Below are 17,779 nucleotides of genomic sequence, written 5' to 3'. Positions count from 1 at the left end.
TTCTTCATTCGCTGTGGATCAATAGTCATTCATTCGGAAAGCGCGGCGTTGTGATAGACCTCTTGGACATCGTCCAGGTCTTCGAGCACATCGAGCAGCTTCTGCATCCTGGCGGCGTCTTCGCCGGTCAGTTCGATCGTGTTTTCGGCCCGCATGGTGACCTCGGCCACCTCGGGCTTGAGGCCGGCGGCCTCGAGCGCGTTCTTGACGGTTTCGAAATCGGCGACGGCGGTGATCACCTCGATGGCGCCGTCGTCATCGGTGACCACGTCTTCGGCGCCGGCTTCGAGCGCCGCTTCCATCACTTTGTCTTCATCGGTGCCGGGCGCGAAGATGATCTGCCCGCAATGCTTGAACTGGAAGGCCACCGAGCCTTCGGTGCCCATGTTGCCGCCGTGCTTGGAGAATGCGTGGCGCACTTCGGCCACGGTGCGCACGCGGTTGTCGGTCATGGTGTCGACGATGATCGCCGCGCCGCCGATACCGTACCCTTCGTAACGAATTTCTTCGTAGTTGACGCCTTCGAGGTTGCCGGTGGCCTTGTCGATGTTGCGCTTGACGGTGTCGATCGGCAGGTTGACCGCCTTGGCCTTTTCCACCGCCAGCCGCAAACGAGGGTTAGCACTGAGGTCTCCCCCGCCGGCACGCGCGGCCACCGTGATCTCGCGAATGGCGCGCGTCCAGAGCTTGCCGCGCTTCTCGTCCTGGCGGCCCTTCCGGTGCTGAATGTTTGCCCATTTGCTATGTCCGGCCATGGCTTTCTATCTCGCAGTCTTGTGTTTTCAAAGCAGGCTCCGAGTTTACTGTCCGGCGCACACAACGGCTGGCGAGGCAGCGCCGAGGCGGCGATCCCTTTTGGTGATAATCCCCCGATGACGCCATCGCCTTCCGTCGGGCCCGGGAAACCGACCATCCTGCCGCCTCACACTCCATTGCCGCTGTATTACAAGAATGAGGCGGAGCACCAGGCGTTCCTGCGTCGCATCTTCGACAGCACCGCTGCCGACTACGACCGCATCGAGAGCGTGCTCGCCTTCGGCACGGGCCCGTCCTACCGGCGGGATGCCCTGTCGCAGGCCGGGCTTGCCCAGGGCGCGCAGGTGCTCGATGTCGGCATCGGCACCGGACTGGTCGCCCGCGAGGCGCTCAAGATCATCGGCCCGACCGGCCGGCTGGTGGGCGTCGATCCCAGCGTGGGCATGATGGAACAGATCGATCTGCCGGGCGTCGAGTTGGTTGCGGGCGTGGCGGAATCGCTGCCCCGGCCGGACGCCAGTTGCGATTTCGTGAGCATGGGCTACGCCATGCGCCACATCAGCGACGTGGCGGCCGCCTTCAGCGAGTTCCACCGCGTGCTGCGCCCCGGCGGACGCCTGGTGGTGCTCGAGATCACCAAGCCCGAGGGCCGCATCGCCACCGCGCTGCTCAAGGGCTACATGCGCGCTGTGGTGCCGCTGATCGCCCGGGTGGTCGGGCGCCGCACCAGCACATCGGAGCTGTGGCGCTATTACTGGGACACCATCGAGGCCTGCATCCCGCCCGAACGCGTGCTGGAGGCACTGCGCGCCGCCGGTTTCACCGACGTGCGCCGGCACGCCAGCCTGGGTGTCTTCTCCGAGTACATGGCCCGCAAACCGGAAACCATCGTCGAGGCCGGCTGACCGTGCAAGTCCAGGGCGAAACCTCACATCTGCGCGTCGAGCGCCTTTCACTGCCCGCCTGCGTCGCGCTGGCCGCGGACGGCGCCGCGCCTTTTGCGGCGCTCGGCTACGGCACGCCGCACGAGCTGGCGTGGATGCCGACGGTCAACGCGCGCGTTCTTTCGGCGCAAGGTGCCATGGCCGACGTATGGCACGTGGCCGGTGCGAACGTCGAGTCGGGCACCACCGGCATCGCCCGCTGGCGCACCGATGGCCATTGGCTGCTCGGCGCCATCGATATCGACGAATCCGTGGAAGAACAGAACCTCGCCGAAATCGCCCACCGCGCCTATCGCGATCTGTTCAAGACGCTGGATCAGGCCGCGACACCGCACCTGCTGCGCATCTGGAACTACCTGCCGCAGATCAATGCCGACGGCGGCGGGCTGGAGCGCTACCGTCAGTTCAACCTCGGGCGCCAGGAAGCCTTTTTCGAAGCCGGCCGCGCCGCCTTCGAGGGGGCGCCGGCGGCTTGCGCACTGGGCATCCACCAGGGTGCATTGTCGATCCGCTTCCTGGCCGGCCAGAAGGCGCCGTTGCCGGTCGAAAACCCGCGCCAGGTCTCGGCCTACCGCTACCCGGAAACCTACGGGCCGCGCTCGCCCACCTTCTCGCGCGCCGCGCTGGCCGACATCGGCAACGGCGAGATAGCGCTATTCATCTCGGGCACCGCAAGCATCCTGGGCCACGAAACCGTTCATCACGGCGACGTACTGGAGCAAACCCGCGAAACGCTGCGCAATCTCGAAGCCGTGATCGCGGCCGCCAACGGGCAGGTGACCCACGTCTCGGGAGCGTTCTCGCTCGCCACGCTCGACTGCGTGGTCTACGTGCGACATCCGGCGGACACCGACAAGGTGCGCGGTGTGATCGAGAGCGCGCTCGGCGCCGGCGCGCCGATGATCCGCGATGCCGTCTACCTGGAGGCGGACATCTGTCGCAGCGACCTGCTGGTCGAGATCGAGGCCCATGCGGTCGCTCCGGGTCGCCTGCGGGCCTGACCCGCTGCGATCGATCGGACCGACGACCCCATGTCGATGACTCGCGTGCTGCGCATTCTCACGGCCATTCCACTCGCGTTGATGCTCTACGCGCTGCTGCTTTTCCTCGGCCTCATTTCGCTGGCCTGGAATTTCGTCGCCATGCTGCTTTATCCGGTGATGCCGGAGGCGCCTGCCCGCGCGCTGGGTCGGCTGACCATCGCCTTTGCGTACCGCATGTTCTGGGGCCTGGCCACCGTGACCGGGATGATGCGCATCGACGCCAGCTGCCTGGACCCGATGCGCGACGAGCCCGGCGTGATCTTCGTCGCCAACCATCCCACGATGCTCGACGCCCTGCTGCTGGTGGCGCGGCTGCCGCGCAGCGCCTGCATCATGAAGGCCGACCTGTTGCGCAACATTTTCCTCGGCGCGGGTGCGCGGCTCGCGCGCTACATCAGCAACGAGTCGGCTCGCACCATGGTGCGCCTGGCCGTGGCCGACCTGCGCAATGGCGGCCAACTGGTGATCTTTCCCGAAGGCACGCGCACGGTAACTCCGCCGCTCAACCCCTTCGGCCATGGCGTGACACTGATCGCCAAGCTTGCGCAGGCGCCGATCCAGACCGTGTTCATCGAGACCGACTCGCCCTATCTCAGCAAGGGCTGGCCGCTGTGGCGCGTGCCGCCGCTGCCCATCGTCTTCAAGCTGCGGCTGGGCGAGCGGTTTGCGCCGCTTCCGGACAGCCACGTGCTGCAATCGGAGCTGGAACAATACTTTCGCCAAAACATGGAACAGCGCGCCACCGACGCGTCCCCCGCATGCCAGACGCCTCGCGCACACACCTTGTCCTGATCCCCAGCTACAACACGGGCGAACGCCTGTTCTCGACAGTCGAAGCGGCGCGGGCGCAGTGGAGTCCGGTCTGGGTGGTGGTGGACGGCAGCACCGACGGCACGGGCGAGCGCCTGCAGCAAATGGCTGCCGGCGACCCGGGGCTGCGGGTGTGGCTGCTGCCACAAAACCAGGGCAAGGGCGCGGCCGTGCTGCACGGTTTGCGAGAAGCCCAGAAGGCTGGCTTCACGCATGCATTGACCATGGATTCCGACGGCCAGCACCCGGCCGACCTGATTCCCGCTTTCATGCACGCATCGCAGGCCCGGCCGGAAACCATGGTGCTGGGCCGCCCGGTGTTCGATGCCTCCGCCCCGCTGCTGCGCGTGCGCGGAAGGCGCGTGTCCAACGGCTGGACCCAGCTCGAAACCCTGTTTGCCGGCGTGGGCGATTCGCTCTACGGATTTCGCGTGTACCCGGTGGCCGACCTGATCGCCGTGATGGCGCGGCAGCCGTGGATGCGCCGCTTCGACTTCGACACTGAAGCCGTCGTGCGGCTGGCCTGGCGCGGCGTCAAGCCAGTGAACATCGATGCACCGGTGAAGTACCTGACGGCCGAGGAAGGCGGGGTTTCGCACTTTCGCTACGGGCGCGACAACGTGCTGCTGACCTGGATGCACACGCGGCTGATGATCGAATTCGTCTTGCGCCTGCCCGGGCTGCTGTGGCGCAAAGCCATGCGCTTGCCGCCCTTTCAGGCGTGACGGATTCGGCGGCTAGATCATCCCGCCGTTGATCGAGATCACTTGCCCCGTGATGTAGGCCGCCTCGTCGCTCACCAGAAAAGAAGCCAGCGCCGCCACTTCCTGCGGCGTTCCGGCGCGCTTCATCGGCACCATCTGGTTGACCATGGCGGGGTCGAACGCCGCATCGGCCATGGGCGAGGCGATGATGCCCGGCGCAATCGCGTTGACGGTCACGCCGCGCGACGCCACTTCGAGCGAGAGCGCCTTGGTTGCGCTGTTGAGCGCACCCTTGGCCGCGGCATAGTTGACCTGCCCGCGGTTGCCGGTCAGCGCCGACACCGAAGAAATGTTGAGAACGCGGCCCCAGCGCGTGCGCATCATCGGCAGCAGCAGCGGCTGCGTCACACGGAAAAATCCATTGAGCGAAATGTCGATGACCTTGTGCCACTGCTCGGCACGCATGCCGGGCAGCACGGCGTCGTCGTGCACGCCCGCGTTGTTGACGACGATCTGCACCGGCCCGCCTTCGAGTATGCGTTCGCACGCCACCCGGCAGGCGTCGTCGCTGCGCAGGTCGAACACGTGGCACTCGGCCTTGCCGCCCGCAGCCACGATGGCGGCCGCCAATTGCTCCACCGCTTCGGGTCGCGAGTTGGCATGCAGCAGCACCGTGGCGCCGTCGCGCGCCAGGCGCTCGGCCATCGCTGCGCCCAAGGCGCCGCTGGCGCCGGTGATGAGCGCGCGTTTTCCTTCAAGAGTCATGGGTAAACCTCCGCCCTGCGGGCTGTGGTGCGAGTCCCTTCGGGCGGCCGGGCGGGACTCATGGCGTCGTGGCTCCGGTTGCAAGCGGCGTATTCAGCACAACCACGGCGCGGCCTTCGGCCAGCACACGCCCGGCACTGTCGTTCACCGCGAATTCATAGAGGATCTGGTTCGTGTCGCCCGAGAGGCGCCTCGCCTGCACCTGCAGCGCACCGGCAACCTCGTCGAGCCGCGCGACCGACAGGCGCACGTTGCGCGCACTCGCGAGGAATCCGGCCGAAGGCGAGCTTCCCTCGGCAGCCAGCAGGCCGCCGTGCAGCGCCATGGCCTGGGCTGCGTACTCGATGGCGGTGGGCGCGAGCAGCCCGCCCGCCGTCCGCAGCGGATTGTCGGGCTGCAGGTGCGTGCGGGTGCTGCAGTGGATGGACTCGGCGTCCCAGCGTTCGAGCCGCTCGAGCAGGCACATGCTGCCGCTATGCGGAATGCGCTCGGCAATGCCGGCGCGGTCGAGCGTCTGCGGGGCCATGGTCATGCGGTAGGTTCCAGGTCGGCCACCAGAAGCACGTTGGCAAAGGGCGTGCCTTCGCTCATCGGAATGCTCTGTACGCGAAACTCCAGCCGCTGCAGCGCCGCCACCCAATCGGCCAGCGGGCGGCCCCAGGTGGGCGACACCTTGTGGCCGCGAATGCGTGTCACTGTGCGATCGACCCATTGGCTGATGGCGAAGCCGCGCTTGCTCGACGCATCGCCGATGCGCAGCAGCAGCCGGGCATTCGCATTGCTGCCGCGCCGCAATGCGTCGCGCACGCGCTGCAGCACGCTGTCTTGGGCCTCGATGTCCACGTAGTGCAGCACGTCGAGAATCACGACCAGGTCGCACTCGGGCAGCGGCGCCGAGCACATGTCGGCGCAGAGCAGGCGGGGCGCCGGCTGGAGATGCCCGATGGAAGCCGCGGCGCGCGCCACGTCCTTGGGCATCAGTTCGATGCCGGTGTAGTCGGGCGCCGCCGGCGTGGGCTTCCACGACGACGGCCAGCGGCCATGCGCCTGCATGCGGCTCATCGACGCCAGCAAGCTTGCGAAGAGCCCCTGGCCGCAGCCGATATCGACCACGCGGCGGTGCGCCGAGTCGATCAGCCCGCACTCGAGCAGTCCGCGAAACACCGGGTCGCGCCCCAGTTTGCCGCGCGCGAAATGCCAGGCGAAGCTGCCGCCTTTCTTGTAGGGAACGGTAGCGGCTTCGTGAAGCTCGCGCCAGGCGGTATCGGTGGAAAGAGGTGGCACTGCGCTCATGGTTCAAGGCCTTCCGGCAAGGTGACGGCGCGCAGTCCGCCGGCGTGCAAGCGTTCGAGAAGCAAGGGCAATACCTCCAACAACACGGGGTTTCCTCCAGGGGTGCGCGCGGCATTGCCGTCGTGCAGAAGCAGGATGTCGCGCGCCTGCAGATTGCGGCCGAGGCGCGCCATGACCTTGGCAGGGTCGCCTTCGCGCGTGTCGAAGCCGCGGCGCGTCCAGCTCACCAGCGACAGGCCGAGCCGGTGCAGCACCGGCTCCAGGAACGGATTGCGCAAACCGGCCGGTGCGCGGAAACAGGTCGGGCGCTGGCCGGTGGTTTCGGCCAGGATGTCTTGCGCGCGCGCAATCTCGCTGGCAAAGCCGCGGGGGCCGAGAAAGGAAAAATTGTGCCGATGCCGCGCGGTGTGGTTCTGGATGCTGTGGCCCCGCGCCACGATCTCGCGCGCCAATGCCGGGTGGGCAAGCACGCGCTCGGCAATGCAGAAGAAGGTGGCACGCTGGCCGTGTGCGTCCAGCAGGTCGAGCACGCGGGGCGTGACCTCGGGGTCCGGGCCATCGTCGATGGTGATCGCCACCTGGCCCCGGGCACCGGCCGCTTCGGGCAGCCGCGTGACGTTGGGGCCCAGCAGGCTGCTGCGCGGCGTCAGCCCCGCGCCGGTGATCAGCGCATGGTTCAGCACGATGGCGCCGATGGCCCAGGGCATGGCGCCGGGCACCAGGGCGCCCGCGCCGATGGCCGCCACGTGCCAGACCGCGCTGGCGCGGATGGCCGGCGGCCAGGGCCAGGATTCGGGCGGGGCGGCGGAGGCGGAGGACATGGCGCGGGATTTTCCCATCAGCCGCGCGCAGGCGGGGGCGCCATTTGCCGCGCAAATGCGGCCGACAGCAGCAGCGCCAGCAAGGCGCCCGGCGCGACCACGCGGCCGATCGACGACAGCGCCGGAATGTCCGAGATCGCAATCAGCCCGAAAGACACCACCGTGGTCAGGTTGGCAAGCATGAGCGACGCCAGCGTATCCTCGTCCGCCCGCCCGGCCACGCGCAGCTGGTCGAAGAACAGCGCGTAATTGGAGCCCACCGCGACGATCAGCAGCAGCCCCACCAGGTGCAGGATGCCCAGCGGCACCTGAAGCACCGCCATGCCGCCCAGCGTGAGCACCACCGCAAAGAGCAGCGGCTGGCACACCGCGAGCAAACGGCGTCCCGAACGCAGGTAGATGCCGAGCAGCACCACCACCGCCAGCGCGCCGAGCAGCACCTGGACGAAGGCCTCGTGCAGATAGCGCTGGTAGAGCCCCGCCAACTCGCGGCCCACGTCGACCACCTGCACTTCGGGCACGCCCGCGAGCGCCTTTTCAAGCCGCTCCGCACGGAAGTTCGGGCCGGGATGCAGAACCACCAGCGTCGACCAGCCGCCGCCCGGGCGCTGGTACATGAGCGTGTTGACCACCGAGCCGAGCGGCCCGCCGGTCAGGTCGGCGCGCCGCACGGGCGCCAGCTTGCGCGCGGCTTCGACGTCGGCCAGGAAAGGCCCGAGCCGCGTGGCCGGGAGCGGCGAGCCTTGCGTGGCCTCGGCGAGACGAGTACGCAGCGCCTCGCCCTCGGGCAGGCTGGCCAGGCGCGCCGCTTGAGTCGCCACGCTCGGCAGCACGCGGGTCACGGCCTCGAAACCGCCGAGCTCTCCCTTGTCGACCAGTGCCTCGAGCCGCGCCGTGGCGGCTTCGGTGTTGCGCAATGCCGCTTCTTCATCGGCACCGTAGACCACCACCAGCGTGCCGCCGTCGCCGGTGCCGATGTCGGCACGCAGCATTTCATCGAGTTGCTGCGCCGACTTGGGCACCGGGCTCATCGCACCGAGATCGGCGCGCCAGAGATGGCCGCCCTGCCAGATCACGACCACCAGCGCGGCGGCGCCAAGCCCGGCCAGCACCCAGCGCAGGCGTGGCAGGCCGCGCACGAGCACGCCGGCAGCGTGCGCCATGTACCTGCGCATGCCCATGCCGGTGGCGCCATCGGGCGCGAGCATGGGCAGCGCGTAGCGCGTGGCCAGCGCGGCAGCGGCAAGACCAGCGATGGAAAACACACCCAGCTGTGCCAGACCCGGAAATCCCGAGAACACCAGCGCCGCGAACCCGCACACCGAGGTCAGCAGCCCGAGCCGCACGGTGGGCCAATGCACCTCGCGCCAGCGGGCCCAGCCGGTGCCGGCCACGGCGGCGCCGCGGGCCTGGATCAGGTAATAGATGGCGTAGTCGACCGTCTCCCCGATCAGCGTGCTGCCGAAGCCCAGGGTCATGCCGTGCACCGAGCCAAAAACCACGCTCACCGCGGCGGTCCCCACCACCACGCCGGTGACCACCGGCAGGAACGCGATGACCAGCGCGCGCGGCGAGGCGAACGCCAGCAGCAGCAGGCCGCCCATCACGATGCCGCCCACGATGGCCAGGTGAATGGCCTCGGTCTTGATCTTGTCGCGGCTCAACACGGAGAACACGGGCGGTCCGCTCAGCAGCAGCTTCGGCCTGCTGGCCTCGGCCATATCCCGCGTTGCGGCGTCGAAAGCCGCCTGGACCCGGGCAATAGCTACGGCCTGTGCGTCGAGATCGCTGCCCGCCGCGCGCGTGGTGGCGATCATGAGCGCGCGCGGCGCGGTGCGCGACATCCACACGCCGTTCTCGCTGCGCGGCGCGCTGGCCGGCGTCAGCTCCACCGCGATGCGCTGCGTTTCGCCCGTCGGATCGCGGTCGAGCAATGGCTTGATCGCATTGCCGGCCGGCGTGCCCAGCATTGACAGCGTCTCGTAGATCGCATCGCGCAGACCGGCGACCGTGAACTGCTCGGGCCGCACACCGGGCGAGAGCTGGTAGCGATGCTCGAAGACCCAGGTGCCGGCTTCGCTCCAATCACCGGTGTCGCCGTTCTGGATCAGGTCGAACAGCTGGCTTTCGCGCATGGCCTTGGCGACAGCGCGCGACACCGCGGCGCGCACCTCCGCGCTGGCACCGCCCTCGATACCGAGCATGAGCGTGCGCGACGCCACGCCGCTTTGCAGCTGCTCGATGAGCACCTGCTGCCGCACGTCGGGGCTCTTGGGCAGGAAAGCCGAGAGATCGGCGCTGAAGTGCGTGCGCGCAATCTGCAGTGCGCCGCCGAGCAAGACCAGGGCCCAGACCAGCAGCACCACCGCCCGGCGCCGCCAGCTCGGCGGGCCTTCCCCGGTCTCGCGTGCCCTCACGGCGTGGTGCGTCCAGCAGCGCCCGGGCGTTCGGGCGTGATGCTCATCACCGAGCGGTCCCCGCCGACGAATTCCATTTCGAGTCCGATCACCTCGCTGGCGCGGCCGCTGATGCGGATGCTGCGCACCTGGGCGGCAAGCCGGCTGTCGGCCGGCAGCAGATCGAGCGTCCAGTTGCCGGCCGAGCCGCTCACCGTGCTGCGGAAATAGCGCTGCAAGGTGGCACCGTCGCCGCTCAAAGTGCCGCGCATGGCTTCGACCAGGCCGAGCAGCTCGGGCATGCTGTCGAGCGTCAGGGTGCGGTTGCGGCCGCCGCGCGACAGCGTGAGCGTGTTGCCTTCGACCGCCATCGTCTCGTCACGCGGCGACAAGGTGCGCCGCACCAGCTTGTCGGGGGCGCTGAAGCTCAGGGTGCCGCGCGAATCGAGCGGACCTTCGAGGCCGTGGACGAAGCGCTGTTCGGTGAAGCGGGCTTCGCCGCTCTTCTGCCTGGAGAGCAGCCCCATCAGCTCGGGCAGGTCGAAAGCCCAGGCCGGGGCGGCGCAGCAGGCCAGTGCCAGCAGCAGGCTCCTGCACAGCCAGTCAAACCGAATCTTCGAGCCAGAAATCATGAAAGTTGAACCAGTTGTACGGATAGGCGCGGCACAGCGCTTCCAGGCGCGTCACGTAGGCTTCGACCGCCGCGCGGATGCGGCGTTCCCGCTCGGCGGGGTCGGACGCCCGCTCGCTGAAGTCGGCCAAAAGGTCGAATTGAACATCGTAGCGCGCGCCGCCGCCATAGAGGCCGGCCATGAAGAACACCTTGCGCCGCAGCAGCGCCGCAAGCCGGAACGGGCCGTCGTTGAAACTTGCCGGCTGGCCGAGGAACGGCAGCACGATGGTGTTGCCGCGCTGGTGCGTCGGCTGGTCTTCGCTGCCCGGCAGGGTGCGGTCGGCGAGCATGCCGCCGAGGCCGCCGCCATCGAGCCAGTCGCGCAGCGCGAGCATCGAATGCGGGCGGCCCAGCGCGATCACGTGAGGCCGCAGTTCGGGCAGGCTGATGGCATTGAGGATGGCCGTGATGCGCTGCGCGTTGTCGGGGTACATCAGCATCGCAAGCCGCAGCGCTTGCTTGTGCTGGCTCTTTTGCTTGCAGGCGCCCATCGCCTCGAAGCTGCCGACGTGCGCGCCAAGCAGGAAGGCGCCACGCCCGTTCAGCGCCTCGGCTTCCAGCGCAAGGTTGCCCTTGACCTTCACGTCGAACAGATCCATGCGCCCGCGCAGGAAGTACACGCGGTCGAGCACCGTCGAGGCAAAGGCATGCAGCAGGCGGTAGCCGTCGGCCCAGCCGGCATGCGGGCCGATGGCCCTGAACAGGTAGCGCTTGATGTGGCGGCGCGGCGCAGGCGCGAACAGCAGAAAGTACAGGCTGATCGGCGGCAGCAGCAGGCGCGTGACGTGGCGCCCGCAGACCAGCGCGATCAGGCAGATGAAACGCAGCGCCAGCATGTTGCTGCGCTCGGGCGTGTGCGCCCAGTCGCCGCGGTGGCCCGCCTGCGCCGCATCGCTCACGGCGCGCGTCTCGGCATCGGTGTGCTTCATCACGCAGACTCTTGCACGGCGGCCCAGCGGCCGGTGACAGCCACCACGCCGTCGCAACGCACGTCGAAACGCACGCCGCGCGCCGCGCCGGGCTCGGGTTGCAGATCGATGGAGAGCATGCTCCCCGGCCGCACGGGCGCGAGGAACTTGGCGGCCGCCAGCGTGGGATGGCAGCCGAGCCGCGCGACCAGCGCCGGCACGCGCTGCACGGCCTCCATGACCTCGGCCAGTATGAGTGCGCCCGGAAGCAGCGGCTGGCCCGGAAAGTGCCCGGCGAACGCGGGATGGTCAACGGGCACCGCATGGGCCAGTTGCACCGGCGTGTTGTCGTCCGCGAGTTGTGCGAGCGCGAATTCGCGCAGTGCCCGCACCGTGAGCTTGCCGGTGCCTTCGCGCGGAAAGGCCTTCACCTGCACCACGCGGCGCGGCACGAACACCGGCTCCAGCCGCTGGCGCAGCGCGGCAATGATTTCGCCGGCCGAAAGCGTGGGCGCGACCACGAAGGCCACGGGGCGCACCACGCCGTCGGCCACTTCGTCGGGCAGCCAGAACGCGCCGTCCTCCACACCCGGAACGCTGTTGAGGTGATAGTTCAGGTGCGCGAGCGAACTGCGCCGGCCCGCAACGTGGATCAGGTCGTTGGCACGGCCGAACAGCCGGAAGCGGCGCGCATCGAGCAGTTCGAGCACGTCGGCCATGGGCGTGGGCTCGGGCAGGAAGTCGCCGCTGAAGATGAAGCGCTCGGGACCGTCGCCCTCGCCCGGCTCGGCATGCACGCGGATGCTGCCGAAGTTCTCCCAGATATCGCTCTGGGTGGTGCGGCGGGTGGCGACCTGGCCGGATTCGGTGCTGCCGTAGATTTCGATCAGCACCCCGCCGAGCGCCTGCTCGGCCTGGGCCGCGAGTTGCGGCGACAGCGGCGCGGTGGCGGAAAGAATCAGGTCGACCGCCGGCAGTTCGATGCCCGACAGCAGCAGTGTCTTCAGATGAAACGGCGTGGTGACCAGCGCGCGCGGACGCGGCACCGACTCGAGGGTTTTTGCGACATCGGCCGGAAAGAACGGCCGCCCGCTTTCGAACGCGGCGCCGCCGAGCATGGCCAGCAGTGCCGACGATTCCAGCCCATAGCTGTGCTGCACCGGCACGGTCGCCACCAGCGTCAGGCCGGCGAGCGACGGCAGCCCGAGCAGGCTGGAGAGCCGCTCCACCGCCACCGCAACGTCGCCGACCAGCGTTTCCCACCGCTTGGCGTGCGGCTGGGGCACGCCGGTGGAGCCGGAAGTCAGCAGGCTCACGGCGTGCATGGCGCCGTCGATGAGCGGTACCTCCAGGCCGTCGCCGCCTTCGGGGCTGGAGCGGTCTTCGATCAGCACGCGCGGCATGCCGGGCGTGGCGAGATCGGCATCGTCGGTCAGCGCAAAAAGGCTCGATCCGCCGGATTCGAGCAGGCGCGCGAGCGTGTCGGGCCGCGCGTCGGGCGGCAAGAGGCTCGCATGGCCGCGCACCAGCGCAGCCGCCAGGCTGACGGCAAAGGCGTAGCGGTCGACGCACAGGTTGACGGCTTTCCCCTCCGCCGGCAGCACCGGCGCGAAGCGGGCCACGTCGGCCAGGAACTGCCGCGTGCTGACCGGCACGCCGGCGCGCCAGGCCAGGGGCGCATCGAGGTCGCGGTTGGCGATCAGCGGCAGCAGGCGGGTGTCGGCGGTCACGCGGGTGCCCCCTTCACCGGCCGCCGGTGCCGTGATCAATGGTCGATGTGCCTTGAAAGGCGCGCACCGCATCGATGAGCCGCGTGCGCTCGAATTCAGGATGCAGCCGGTAGCGCACCAGATGTTCGCCCACGAAAAGAAGCGTCACCGAGAGCGGGGTCAGCACGTTCGCGAGCAGCGACCAGGCTGAAAAAGACAGGGTCAGGTACACCGCGATGGACGACACCACCACCAGCGCGAAGTACACGGTCCAGATGCGGGTGAGCTGCGTGGTGTAGGCCAGCATGTGGCCCTTGAGCGGATGCACGCGCTGGGCGAACTGGGTGATCAGAGGAAGGCCGGGCCCGCGCAGCGAGGCGCCGAACCAGCCGCACAGCAAGCCGTTGATGGCGACGTGCTGGAACACATAGAGCCGGTTGGTGTCGCCCGCTTCACCCAGGAACACGAGCGCGAAGCCCCCGATGCCGAGCAGCGTTGCGGCGGCAAAGCCCCAACGGCCGAACTTGCTGGCGGCAAAGCCGATGGCGGCGAGCCAGAGCGGGCCGAGCAAGACCACCACCGCCCACGGCTCCGTGGGGTGGAACAGCATCATCCAGTGAGAGAGGCCGGCATAGGCCACGCCCACCAGCAGGAGGAGCGCCAGTCGCCATCGTGACATGGATCAGGAAGCGCTGCGATGCTCGGCGACGTGGGTCGCGAGCGTACGCAGCGACTGGAAGATCTGTTGGTTGCGCTCGTCGTCCGAGCGCAGCTGGAAGCCGTAGCGCCGCGACACTTCGAGCGCAACTTCGAGGATGTCGATCGAATCGAGGCCAAGGCCTTCGCCGTACAGCGGATCAGTCGGCACGATGTCTTCGGGCGCGACTTCGAGGTTGAGCGCGTTCACCAGCAAGACGGCCAACTCTTTTTCAATCGGCGACTGTTCAGGGGAATCGCCAACGGCGGGAATGGGGGGCTGAGCAGTCGATGACAAGAAAACCTCCTGAAACTTTTTCGGTTACTACCTCGGGGGTCGTGGATTATAGGAGGGAGGCTTGATTAGACTGCCCGCTTCGATACGACCCGGAGCCCCTCATGGCCGACCCCCTTCTGATCGCGCGCCACGACACCATCGAGTGCACCCTGCTGCCCAGCCTGGCCAACCGCCACGGCCTGATCACCGGGGCCACCGGCACCGGCAAGACGGTCACCTTGCAAACCATGGCCGAAAAGCTCTCGAGCATCGGCGTTCCGGTGTTCATGGCCGACGTGAAAGGCGACCTGACCGGCATGAGCCAAAAAGGCGCCATCGGCGAAAAGATGGCGGCCACGCTGAAGGAACGCGGCATCGACCTGCCCGAATCGGCCGCCTGCCCAGTCACCCTGTGGGACGTGTTCGGCGAACAGGGCCACCCGGTGCGCGCCACGGTTTCCGACATGGGGCCCCTGCTGCTGGGCCGCATGCTCGACGTGAACGAAACCCAGGCTGGCGTGCTGAACCTGGTGTTCAAGATCGCCGATGACAACGGCCTGCTGCTGCTCGACCTGAAGGACCTGCGCGCCATGCTGCAACACGTGGGCGAGAACGCGAGCCAGTTCACCACCGAATACGGCAACATCAGCGCCGCCAGCGTGGGCGCCATCCAGCGCGGGCTGCTGCAGATCGAAACCCAGGGCGGCGACAAGTTCTTCGGCGAGCCGATGCTCAACATTGCCGACTTCATGCAGACCGTGGGCGGCAAGGGCGTGGTCAACATCCTGGCGGCCGACAAGCTCATGAACTCGCCGCGGCTCTACGCCACCTTCCTGCTCTGGATGCTGTCGGAACTGTTCGAACAGCTGCCCGAAATCGGCGACCCCGACCAGCCCAAGCTGGCCTTCTTCTTCGACGAGGCCCACCTGCTCTTCAACGAAGCGCCCAAGGCACTGGTCGAACGCATCGAACTCGTGGTGCGGCTGGTGCGCTCCAAGGGTGTGGGCGTCTATTTCGTGACGCAGAACCCGCTCGACATTCCGGATTCGGTGCTGGCCCAGCTCGGCAACCGCGTCCAGCACGCGCTGCGCGCCTTCACCCCGCGCGACCAGAAGGCCGTCAAGGCCACGGCCACCACCATGCGCCAGAAGCCGGGCCTGGACATCGAAACCGCCATCACCGAGCTTGCGGTCGGCGAGGCGCTGGTGAGCTTTCTCGACGCCAAGGGCCGCCCGAGCGTGACAGAGCGCGTGTTCGTGGTGCCGCCCGGCAGCCAGATCGGGCCCATCACACCGGCGCAGCGGCAGGCGGTGGTGGGCGGTTCGCTCGTGGCCGGCGTCTATGAAAAGACGGTGGACCGCGAATCGGCCTATGAAAAACTCAAGGGCCGCGCCGAAACCGCACCCGATGCACCGCCGGCCAAAACGCCAGGCGGCAAGGGTGCGGCTGAATCGTCCGAAGGCAGCAGCATGCTGAACGACCTGCTCTTCGGCAGCACCGGCCCGCGCGGCGGCAAGCGCGACGGCCTGGTGCAAACCATGGCCAAGTCGGCGGTGCGCACCATGGGCACCTCGGTGGGCAAGGAGATCCTGCGCGGCGTGCTGGGCGGCATCTTCGGCGCCAAGAAGCGCTGAGGCCGGCCCGCTCCGGGCCGGGCAATCGGCTTACCAGCGCAGCAGGCGCGGCCCGAGCACGGCGCCCACCAGCACAGGCAGTGCGATGCCGCTGACGTACCAGACCGCCAGGAAGGGTGCTGTCAGTTCCATGCAGTGCAGCGCATAGACGGCGGCGCCCACCCCGCCCGCCAGTCCGCCGGCGGCCGCACCGGCCAATGCCGGCCGAGTGGGCGCGAGGCTTTTCAACGCCAGCAGCGCGGCTGCGAAGACCGGCAGCGCCATCAGCCCGATGCTGAGTGCGCAGACGCGCCACGACTCGCCCATGAGAAGGGGCATGCGGTCCTGTGGCAGCGCATTGAACCAGGCCATGGCCGCCAGCACCCACACCACGAGCACCGGCACGGCGGCGCCCAGCCAGGCGCGCCGCACCTGCACGCCCGGTCGCGCGAGGCGCTGCACCATCACGAAGGCCGCCGCCGCAATGCACAGCGGAAACAGCACCTTGACCCAGAACATCGGCCAGAACATGGCCTGCACCAGATCGCGGCGCAGGCCGTATTCGGTGAACAGGATGACGAACGACAAGGGCAGCCCCGCCAGCAACGCAAAGGCCAGGCGCCGCCCCGCGGCGCGGCGCGGCGCGGCCGTGGGACCGGTGGCCAGCATGGCGACGAGATCGTCCGTCTTCATGATGCCTTGCCTCCCATCTTTGCCGCGAGCGCCTTGAGCCCGCGATGGATGCCGACCTTCACGGCCGACTCGGACATGCCGGTCAGGCTGGCGGTCTCGGCCACCGAGAGGCCTTCGAGCTTCACGTGCACGATCGGCAGGCGCTGGCGCTCCGGCAGCGTCTGCAGCAGGCCGCCCAGGTCGCGCCGCGCGTCGCTGGCATCGATGGCCGATTCGGCGAACACCGCCAGGTCGTCGTCCAGCGGGTCATGCAGCGCTTCGCGCGCGGACTTGGCGCGCAGCAGGTCGATCATCTTGTAGCGCGCAATCGCATGCACCCAGGCCGTCAACGGCTGGTCGCTCTGGTAGGTATGGCGTTGGTTGTGCATGGCGAGCAGGCATTCCTGGACAAGGTCTTCCACTTCATCGGGCCAGCCGAACAGGCGCTTGCCCAGAAAGGCGCGCAGGTGCGCGCTGAGTTTTTGCAGGAACTCGCGATAAGCCGCTGCGTCGCCGTCCAGGCCGCGCAGGAACAGGCCCCGCAGCGCCGCCTCGGCGTCGCTCATTCGCTTCCTGCTGTCCACTGTGTTTCGTACCATCGGACCGGCTGGTTACAGCCCTTTCGAAAAAAGATTCCGCCGGATTGTGCCGTGCCCGGCCGCGGCGCCGGGATCGATGCTCGGCTAAGCTCGCCCGAACTCACGGAAGGAGCGCCCATGCAAGCTGCCACCTCATGCCGTCCGGTTCGCGAACCGCGCCCGGGCAGGGACTGAAGCCGATGCTGGCCGCGCTGACTTCGCACCCCTGGGCCTATCCGGCCCTGGAAGTGGTGCACATCGTCGGCATTGCGCTGCTGTTCGGCGGCCTGCTGGTGTTCGAACTGCGCGTGCTCGGCCTCGGACGGGAGCTTTCGGCGCCGCGGCTGGCCCGCCTGACGCTGCTGCCGGCACTGGTCGGCTTCGGGCTGTGCGCCGCCACCGGCCTCACCATGTTCTCCACGCAGCCCGGCGAACTGCTGGCCAACAATGCGTTCCGGGTCAAGCTGTTCCTGATCGGCCTGGCGGGCGCCAATGCCATCTGGTTCCACGTTCGCGGCGGCCCCGCCGCCACCGGCGCAATGGCCAAGGCGCAATGCCTGTTGTCGTTGGGGTTTTGGCTGGCTGTCATCATCTGCGGGCGTTGGATTGCCTACATCTGAGCCAAGGAGACCGAGATGATTCAGAGACGACGCTTGTTCGTTGCCGGTTCGCTGGGCCTGGCCCTGCCGGCCTGGGCCCACCATGGATGGAGCAGCTTCGACCAGGATCGCCCGCTCTATCTGGAGGGGCGTGCGACCAAGGTCATGTGGCGCAATCCGCATGGCGAACTGGAACTCGAACTCCCCGAGAACCCGGTCCTGCCGCCCGACCTGAAGCAGCGCGCGTTGCCCAGGCAAAGCGCAGCCGTCGATGGCCCCGCGCTGCTGGCCAAGGCGCAGCTGCCGACGCGGCGCGACCGCAAGTGGATGATCGAACTGGCGCCGCTCACGCGCCTGCAGGCCTGGGGGCTCGACGAGATCAAGCCTGGCACCCCGGTGGCCGCGCTGGGCTTCACCTTCACCGGCGAAAAAGGCGACCCGGTGCTGCGCGCCGAATACCTGTTCGTCGGCGGCAAGGCCTACGGCTTGCGCTCCTCGCCGGCCTGAACGGCACTCTGGCTG

Annotated in this window: 20 protein-coding genes; 7 read left to right on the top strand and 13 right to left on the bottom strand. The window is 68.3% G+C overall.

Annotated features, from left to right (window positions below):
- Positions 1-29 precede the first annotated feature (29 nt).
- Positions 30-755, bottom strand: a complete 726-nt coding sequence (locus ACAM55_RS10685; protein ID WP_028260000.1) for a YebC/PmpR family DNA-binding transcriptional regulator — start codon at positions 753-755, stop codon at positions 30-32.
- 117 nt (positions 756-872) lie between these two features.
- On the opposite strand from ACAM55_RS10685, the gene ACAM55_RS10680 reads away from it, so the two are divergent.
- Genes ACAM55_RS10680 through ACAM55_RS10665 form a run of 4 tightly spaced genes read left to right on the top strand, consistent with a single transcriptional unit; the run spans position 873 to position 4,278 of the window.
- Positions 873-1,661, top strand: coding sequence for a class I SAM-dependent methyltransferase (locus tag ACAM55_RS10680; RefSeq protein ID WP_369655983.1), 789 nt, complete (start codon positions 873-875; stop codon positions 1,659-1,661).
- Between the two features lie 2 nt (positions 1,662-1,663).
- A complete protein-coding gene (locus tag ACAM55_RS10675) occupies positions 1,664-2,701 on the top strand; it encodes a Rid family hydrolase (RefSeq protein ID WP_369655982.1) in 1,038 nt (345 codons plus the stop codon).
- A gap of 30 nt (positions 2,702-2,731) precedes the next feature.
- The gene (locus tag ACAM55_RS10670; protein ID WP_369655981.1) at positions 2,732-3,535 is read left to right on the top strand and encodes a lysophospholipid acyltransferase family protein; all 804 of its coding nucleotides are present in this window, start codon (positions 2,732-2,734) and stop codon (positions 3,533-3,535) included.
- The gene (locus ACAM55_RS10665) at positions 3,502-4,278 is read left to right on the top strand and encodes a glycosyltransferase family 2 protein (RefSeq protein ID WP_369655980.1); all 777 of its coding nucleotides are present in this window, start codon (positions 3,502-3,504) and stop codon (positions 4,276-4,278) included. The genes ACAM55_RS10670 and ACAM55_RS10665 overlap by 34 nt, the downstream gene beginning before the upstream one ends.
- Before the next feature lie 12 nt (positions 4,279-4,290).
- Here ACAM55_RS10665 and fabG read toward each other — a convergent pair whose 3' ends face one another.
- Genes fabG through ACAM55_RS10615 form a run of 10 tightly spaced genes read right to left on the bottom strand, consistent with a single transcriptional unit; the run spans position 4,291 to position 13,816 of the window.
- Positions 4,291-5,022 (bottom strand): 3-oxoacyl-ACP reductase FabG, encoded by a 732-nt coding sequence (fabG, locus tag ACAM55_RS10660; protein WP_369655979.1) that lies wholly within the window; start codon positions 5,020-5,022, stop codon positions 4,291-4,293.
- A 58-nt stretch (positions 5,023-5,080) separates the two neighbouring features.
- Positions 5,081-5,554 (bottom strand): hydroxymyristoyl-ACP dehydratase, encoded by a 474-nt coding sequence (locus ACAM55_RS10655; protein WP_369655978.1) that lies wholly within the window; start codon positions 5,552-5,554, stop codon positions 5,081-5,083.
- Positions 5,551-6,315: a class I SAM-dependent methyltransferase gene (locus tag ACAM55_RS10650; protein ID WP_369655977.1), complete on the bottom strand. Its 765-nt coding sequence runs from the start codon at positions 6,313-6,315 to the stop codon at positions 5,551-5,553. The genes ACAM55_RS10655 and ACAM55_RS10650 overlap by 4 nt, the downstream gene beginning before the upstream one ends.
- Entirely contained in the window at positions 6,312-7,154 is an 843-nt protein-coding gene (locus ACAM55_RS10645) for a polysaccharide deacetylase family protein (RefSeq protein WP_369655976.1), read from the bottom strand. Before ACAM55_RS10645 ends, ACAM55_RS10650 begins: the two co-directional genes overlap by 4 nt.
- Positions 7,154-9,553 (bottom strand): MMPL family transporter, encoded by a 2,400-nt coding sequence (locus tag ACAM55_RS10640; RefSeq protein WP_369655975.1) that lies wholly within the window; start codon positions 9,551-9,553, stop codon positions 7,154-7,156. Before ACAM55_RS10640 ends, ACAM55_RS10645 begins: the two co-directional genes overlap by 1 nt.
- On the bottom strand, positions 9,550-10,164 hold the full coding sequence (locus ACAM55_RS10635; RefSeq protein ID WP_369655974.1) for a LolA-related protein: 615 nt from the start codon (positions 10,162-10,164) through the stop codon (positions 9,550-9,552). The genes ACAM55_RS10640 and ACAM55_RS10635 overlap by 4 nt, the downstream gene beginning before the upstream one ends.
- Positions 10,136-11,134, bottom strand: coding sequence for an acyl-CoA synthetase (locus tag ACAM55_RS10630; RefSeq protein ID WP_369655973.1), 999 nt, complete (start codon positions 11,132-11,134; stop codon positions 10,136-10,138). The genes ACAM55_RS10635 and ACAM55_RS10630 overlap by 29 nt, the downstream gene beginning before the upstream one ends.
- The gene (locus tag ACAM55_RS10625; protein WP_369655972.1) at positions 11,134-12,843 is read right to left on the bottom strand and encodes an AMP-binding protein; all 1,710 of its coding nucleotides are present in this window, start codon (positions 12,841-12,843) and stop codon (positions 11,134-11,136) included. The genes ACAM55_RS10630 and ACAM55_RS10625 overlap by 1 nt, the downstream gene beginning before the upstream one ends.
- Positions 12,844-12,856: 13 nt before the next feature.
- Positions 12,857-13,501 (bottom strand): hypothetical protein, encoded by a 645-nt coding sequence (locus ACAM55_RS10620; RefSeq protein WP_369655971.1) that lies wholly within the window; start codon positions 13,499-13,501, stop codon positions 12,857-12,859.
- A 3-nt stretch (positions 13,502-13,504) separates the two neighbouring features.
- The gene (locus tag ACAM55_RS10615) at positions 13,505-13,816 is read right to left on the bottom strand and encodes a phosphopantetheine-binding protein (RefSeq protein WP_354399570.1); all 312 of its coding nucleotides are present in this window, start codon (positions 13,814-13,816) and stop codon (positions 13,505-13,507) included.
- Between the two features lie 101 nt (positions 13,817-13,917).
- Here ACAM55_RS10615 and ACAM55_RS10610 point away from each other — a divergent pair, with 101 nt between their 5' ends.
- Positions 13,918-15,429 carry a helicase HerA-like domain-containing protein gene (locus ACAM55_RS10610; protein WP_369655970.1) on the top strand — a complete coding sequence of 504 codons (1,512 nt, stop codon included), beginning with the start codon at positions 13,918-13,920 and terminating at the stop codon, positions 15,427-15,429.
- A 30-nt stretch (positions 15,430-15,459) separates the two neighbouring features.
- On the opposite strand, the gene ACAM55_RS10605 is transcribed toward ACAM55_RS10610, so the two are convergent.
- Both ACAM55_RS10605 and ACAM55_RS10600 read right to left on the bottom strand, forming a co-directional pair.
- Complete coding sequence (locus ACAM55_RS10605) at positions 15,460-16,101, bottom strand: NrsF family protein (protein ID WP_369655969.1); 642 nt, start codon at positions 16,099-16,101, stop codon at positions 15,460-15,462.
- Entirely contained in the window at positions 16,098-16,646 is a 549-nt protein-coding gene (locus tag ACAM55_RS10600) for a sigma-70 family RNA polymerase sigma factor (protein WP_369655968.1), read from the bottom strand. Before ACAM55_RS10600 ends, ACAM55_RS10605 begins: the two co-directional genes overlap by 4 nt.
- A gap of 212 nt (positions 16,647-16,858) precedes the next feature.
- Here ACAM55_RS10600 and ACAM55_RS10595 point away from each other — a divergent pair, with 212 nt between their 5' ends.
- The gene (locus ACAM55_RS10595; protein WP_369656372.1) at positions 16,859-17,278 is read left to right on the top strand and encodes a hypothetical protein; all 420 of its coding nucleotides are present in this window, start codon (positions 16,859-16,861) and stop codon (positions 17,276-17,278) included.
- 15 nt (positions 17,279-17,293) lie between these two features.
- On the top strand, positions 17,294-17,764 hold the full coding sequence (locus ACAM55_RS10590; protein WP_369655967.1) for a DUF6152 family protein: 471 nt from the start codon (positions 17,294-17,296) through the stop codon (positions 17,762-17,764).
- The last annotated feature ends 15 nt before the right edge of the window (positions 17,765-17,779 follow it).

This window comes from Variovorax sp. V213 (genome assembly GCF_041154455.1).
Classification (GTDB): domain Bacteria; phylum Pseudomonadota; class Gammaproteobacteria; order Burkholderiales; family Burkholderiaceae_C; genus Variovorax.
The sequence above is the reverse complement of the archived record's forward strand: the minus strand, read 5'-3'. Positions and strand labels throughout refer to the sequence as shown.

What these genes read in the sequence shown, in the direction of transcription:
- ACAM55_RS10650 (WP_369655977.1), bottom strand. Translation starts at nt 6,315, where the DNA reads ATGAGCGCAGTGCCACCTCTTTCCACCGATACCGCCTGGCGCGAGCTT.
- ACAM55_RS10635 (WP_369655974.1), bottom strand. Translation starts at nt 10,164, where the DNA reads ATGATTTCTGGCTCGAAGATTCGGTTTGACTGGCTGTGCAGGAGCCTG.
- ACAM55_RS10645 (WP_369655976.1), bottom strand. Translation starts at nt 7,154, where the DNA reads ATGGGAAAATCCCGCGCCATGTCCTCCGCCTCCGCCGCCCCGCCCGAA.
- ACAM55_RS10610 (WP_369655970.1), top strand. Translation starts at nt 13,918, where the DNA reads ATGGCCGACCCCCTTCTGATCGCGCGCCACGACACCATCGAGTGCACC.
- ACAM55_RS10595 (WP_369656372.1), top strand. Translation starts at nt 16,859, where the DNA reads ATGCTGGCCGCGCTGACTTCGCACCCCTGGGCCTATCCGGCCCTGGAA.
- ACAM55_RS10685 (WP_028260000.1), bottom strand. Translation starts at nt 755, where the DNA reads ATGGCCGGACATAGCAAATGGGCAAACATTCAGCACCGGAAGGGCCGC.
- ACAM55_RS10670 (WP_369655981.1), top strand. Translation starts at nt 2,732, where the DNA reads ATGTCGATGACTCGCGTGCTGCGCATTCTCACGGCCATTCCACTCGCG.
- ACAM55_RS10605 (WP_369655969.1), bottom strand. Translation starts at nt 16,101, where the DNA reads ATGAAGACGGACGATCTCGTCGCCATGCTGGCCACCGGTCCCACGGCC.
- ACAM55_RS10630 (WP_369655973.1), bottom strand. Translation starts at nt 11,134, where the DNA reads ATGAAGCACACCGATGCCGAGACGCGCGCCGTGAGCGATGCGGCGCAG.
- ACAM55_RS10600 (WP_369655968.1), bottom strand. Translation starts at nt 16,646, where the DNA reads ATGAGCGACGCCGAGGCGGCGCTGCGGGGCCTGTTCCTGCGCGGCCTG.
- fabG (WP_369655979.1), bottom strand. Translation starts at nt 5,022, where the DNA reads ATGACTCTTGAAGGAAAACGCGCGCTCATCACCGGCGCCAGCGGCGCC.
- ACAM55_RS10665 (WP_369655980.1), top strand. Translation starts at nt 3,502, where the DNA reads ATGCCAGACGCCTCGCGCACACACCTTGTCCTGATCCCCAGCTACAAC.
- ACAM55_RS10680 (WP_369655983.1), top strand. Translation starts at nt 873, where the DNA reads ATGACGCCATCGCCTTCCGTCGGGCCCGGGAAACCGACCATCCTGCCG.
- ACAM55_RS10655 (WP_369655978.1), bottom strand. Translation starts at nt 5,554, where the DNA reads ATGACCATGGCCCCGCAGACGCTCGACCGCGCCGGCATTGCCGAGCGC.
- ACAM55_RS10590 (WP_369655967.1), top strand. Translation starts at nt 17,294, where the DNA reads ATGATTCAGAGACGACGCTTGTTCGTTGCCGGTTCGCTGGGCCTGGCC.
- ACAM55_RS10620 (WP_369655971.1), bottom strand. Translation starts at nt 13,501, where the DNA reads ATGTCACGATGGCGACTGGCGCTCCTCCTGCTGGTGGGCGTGGCCTAT.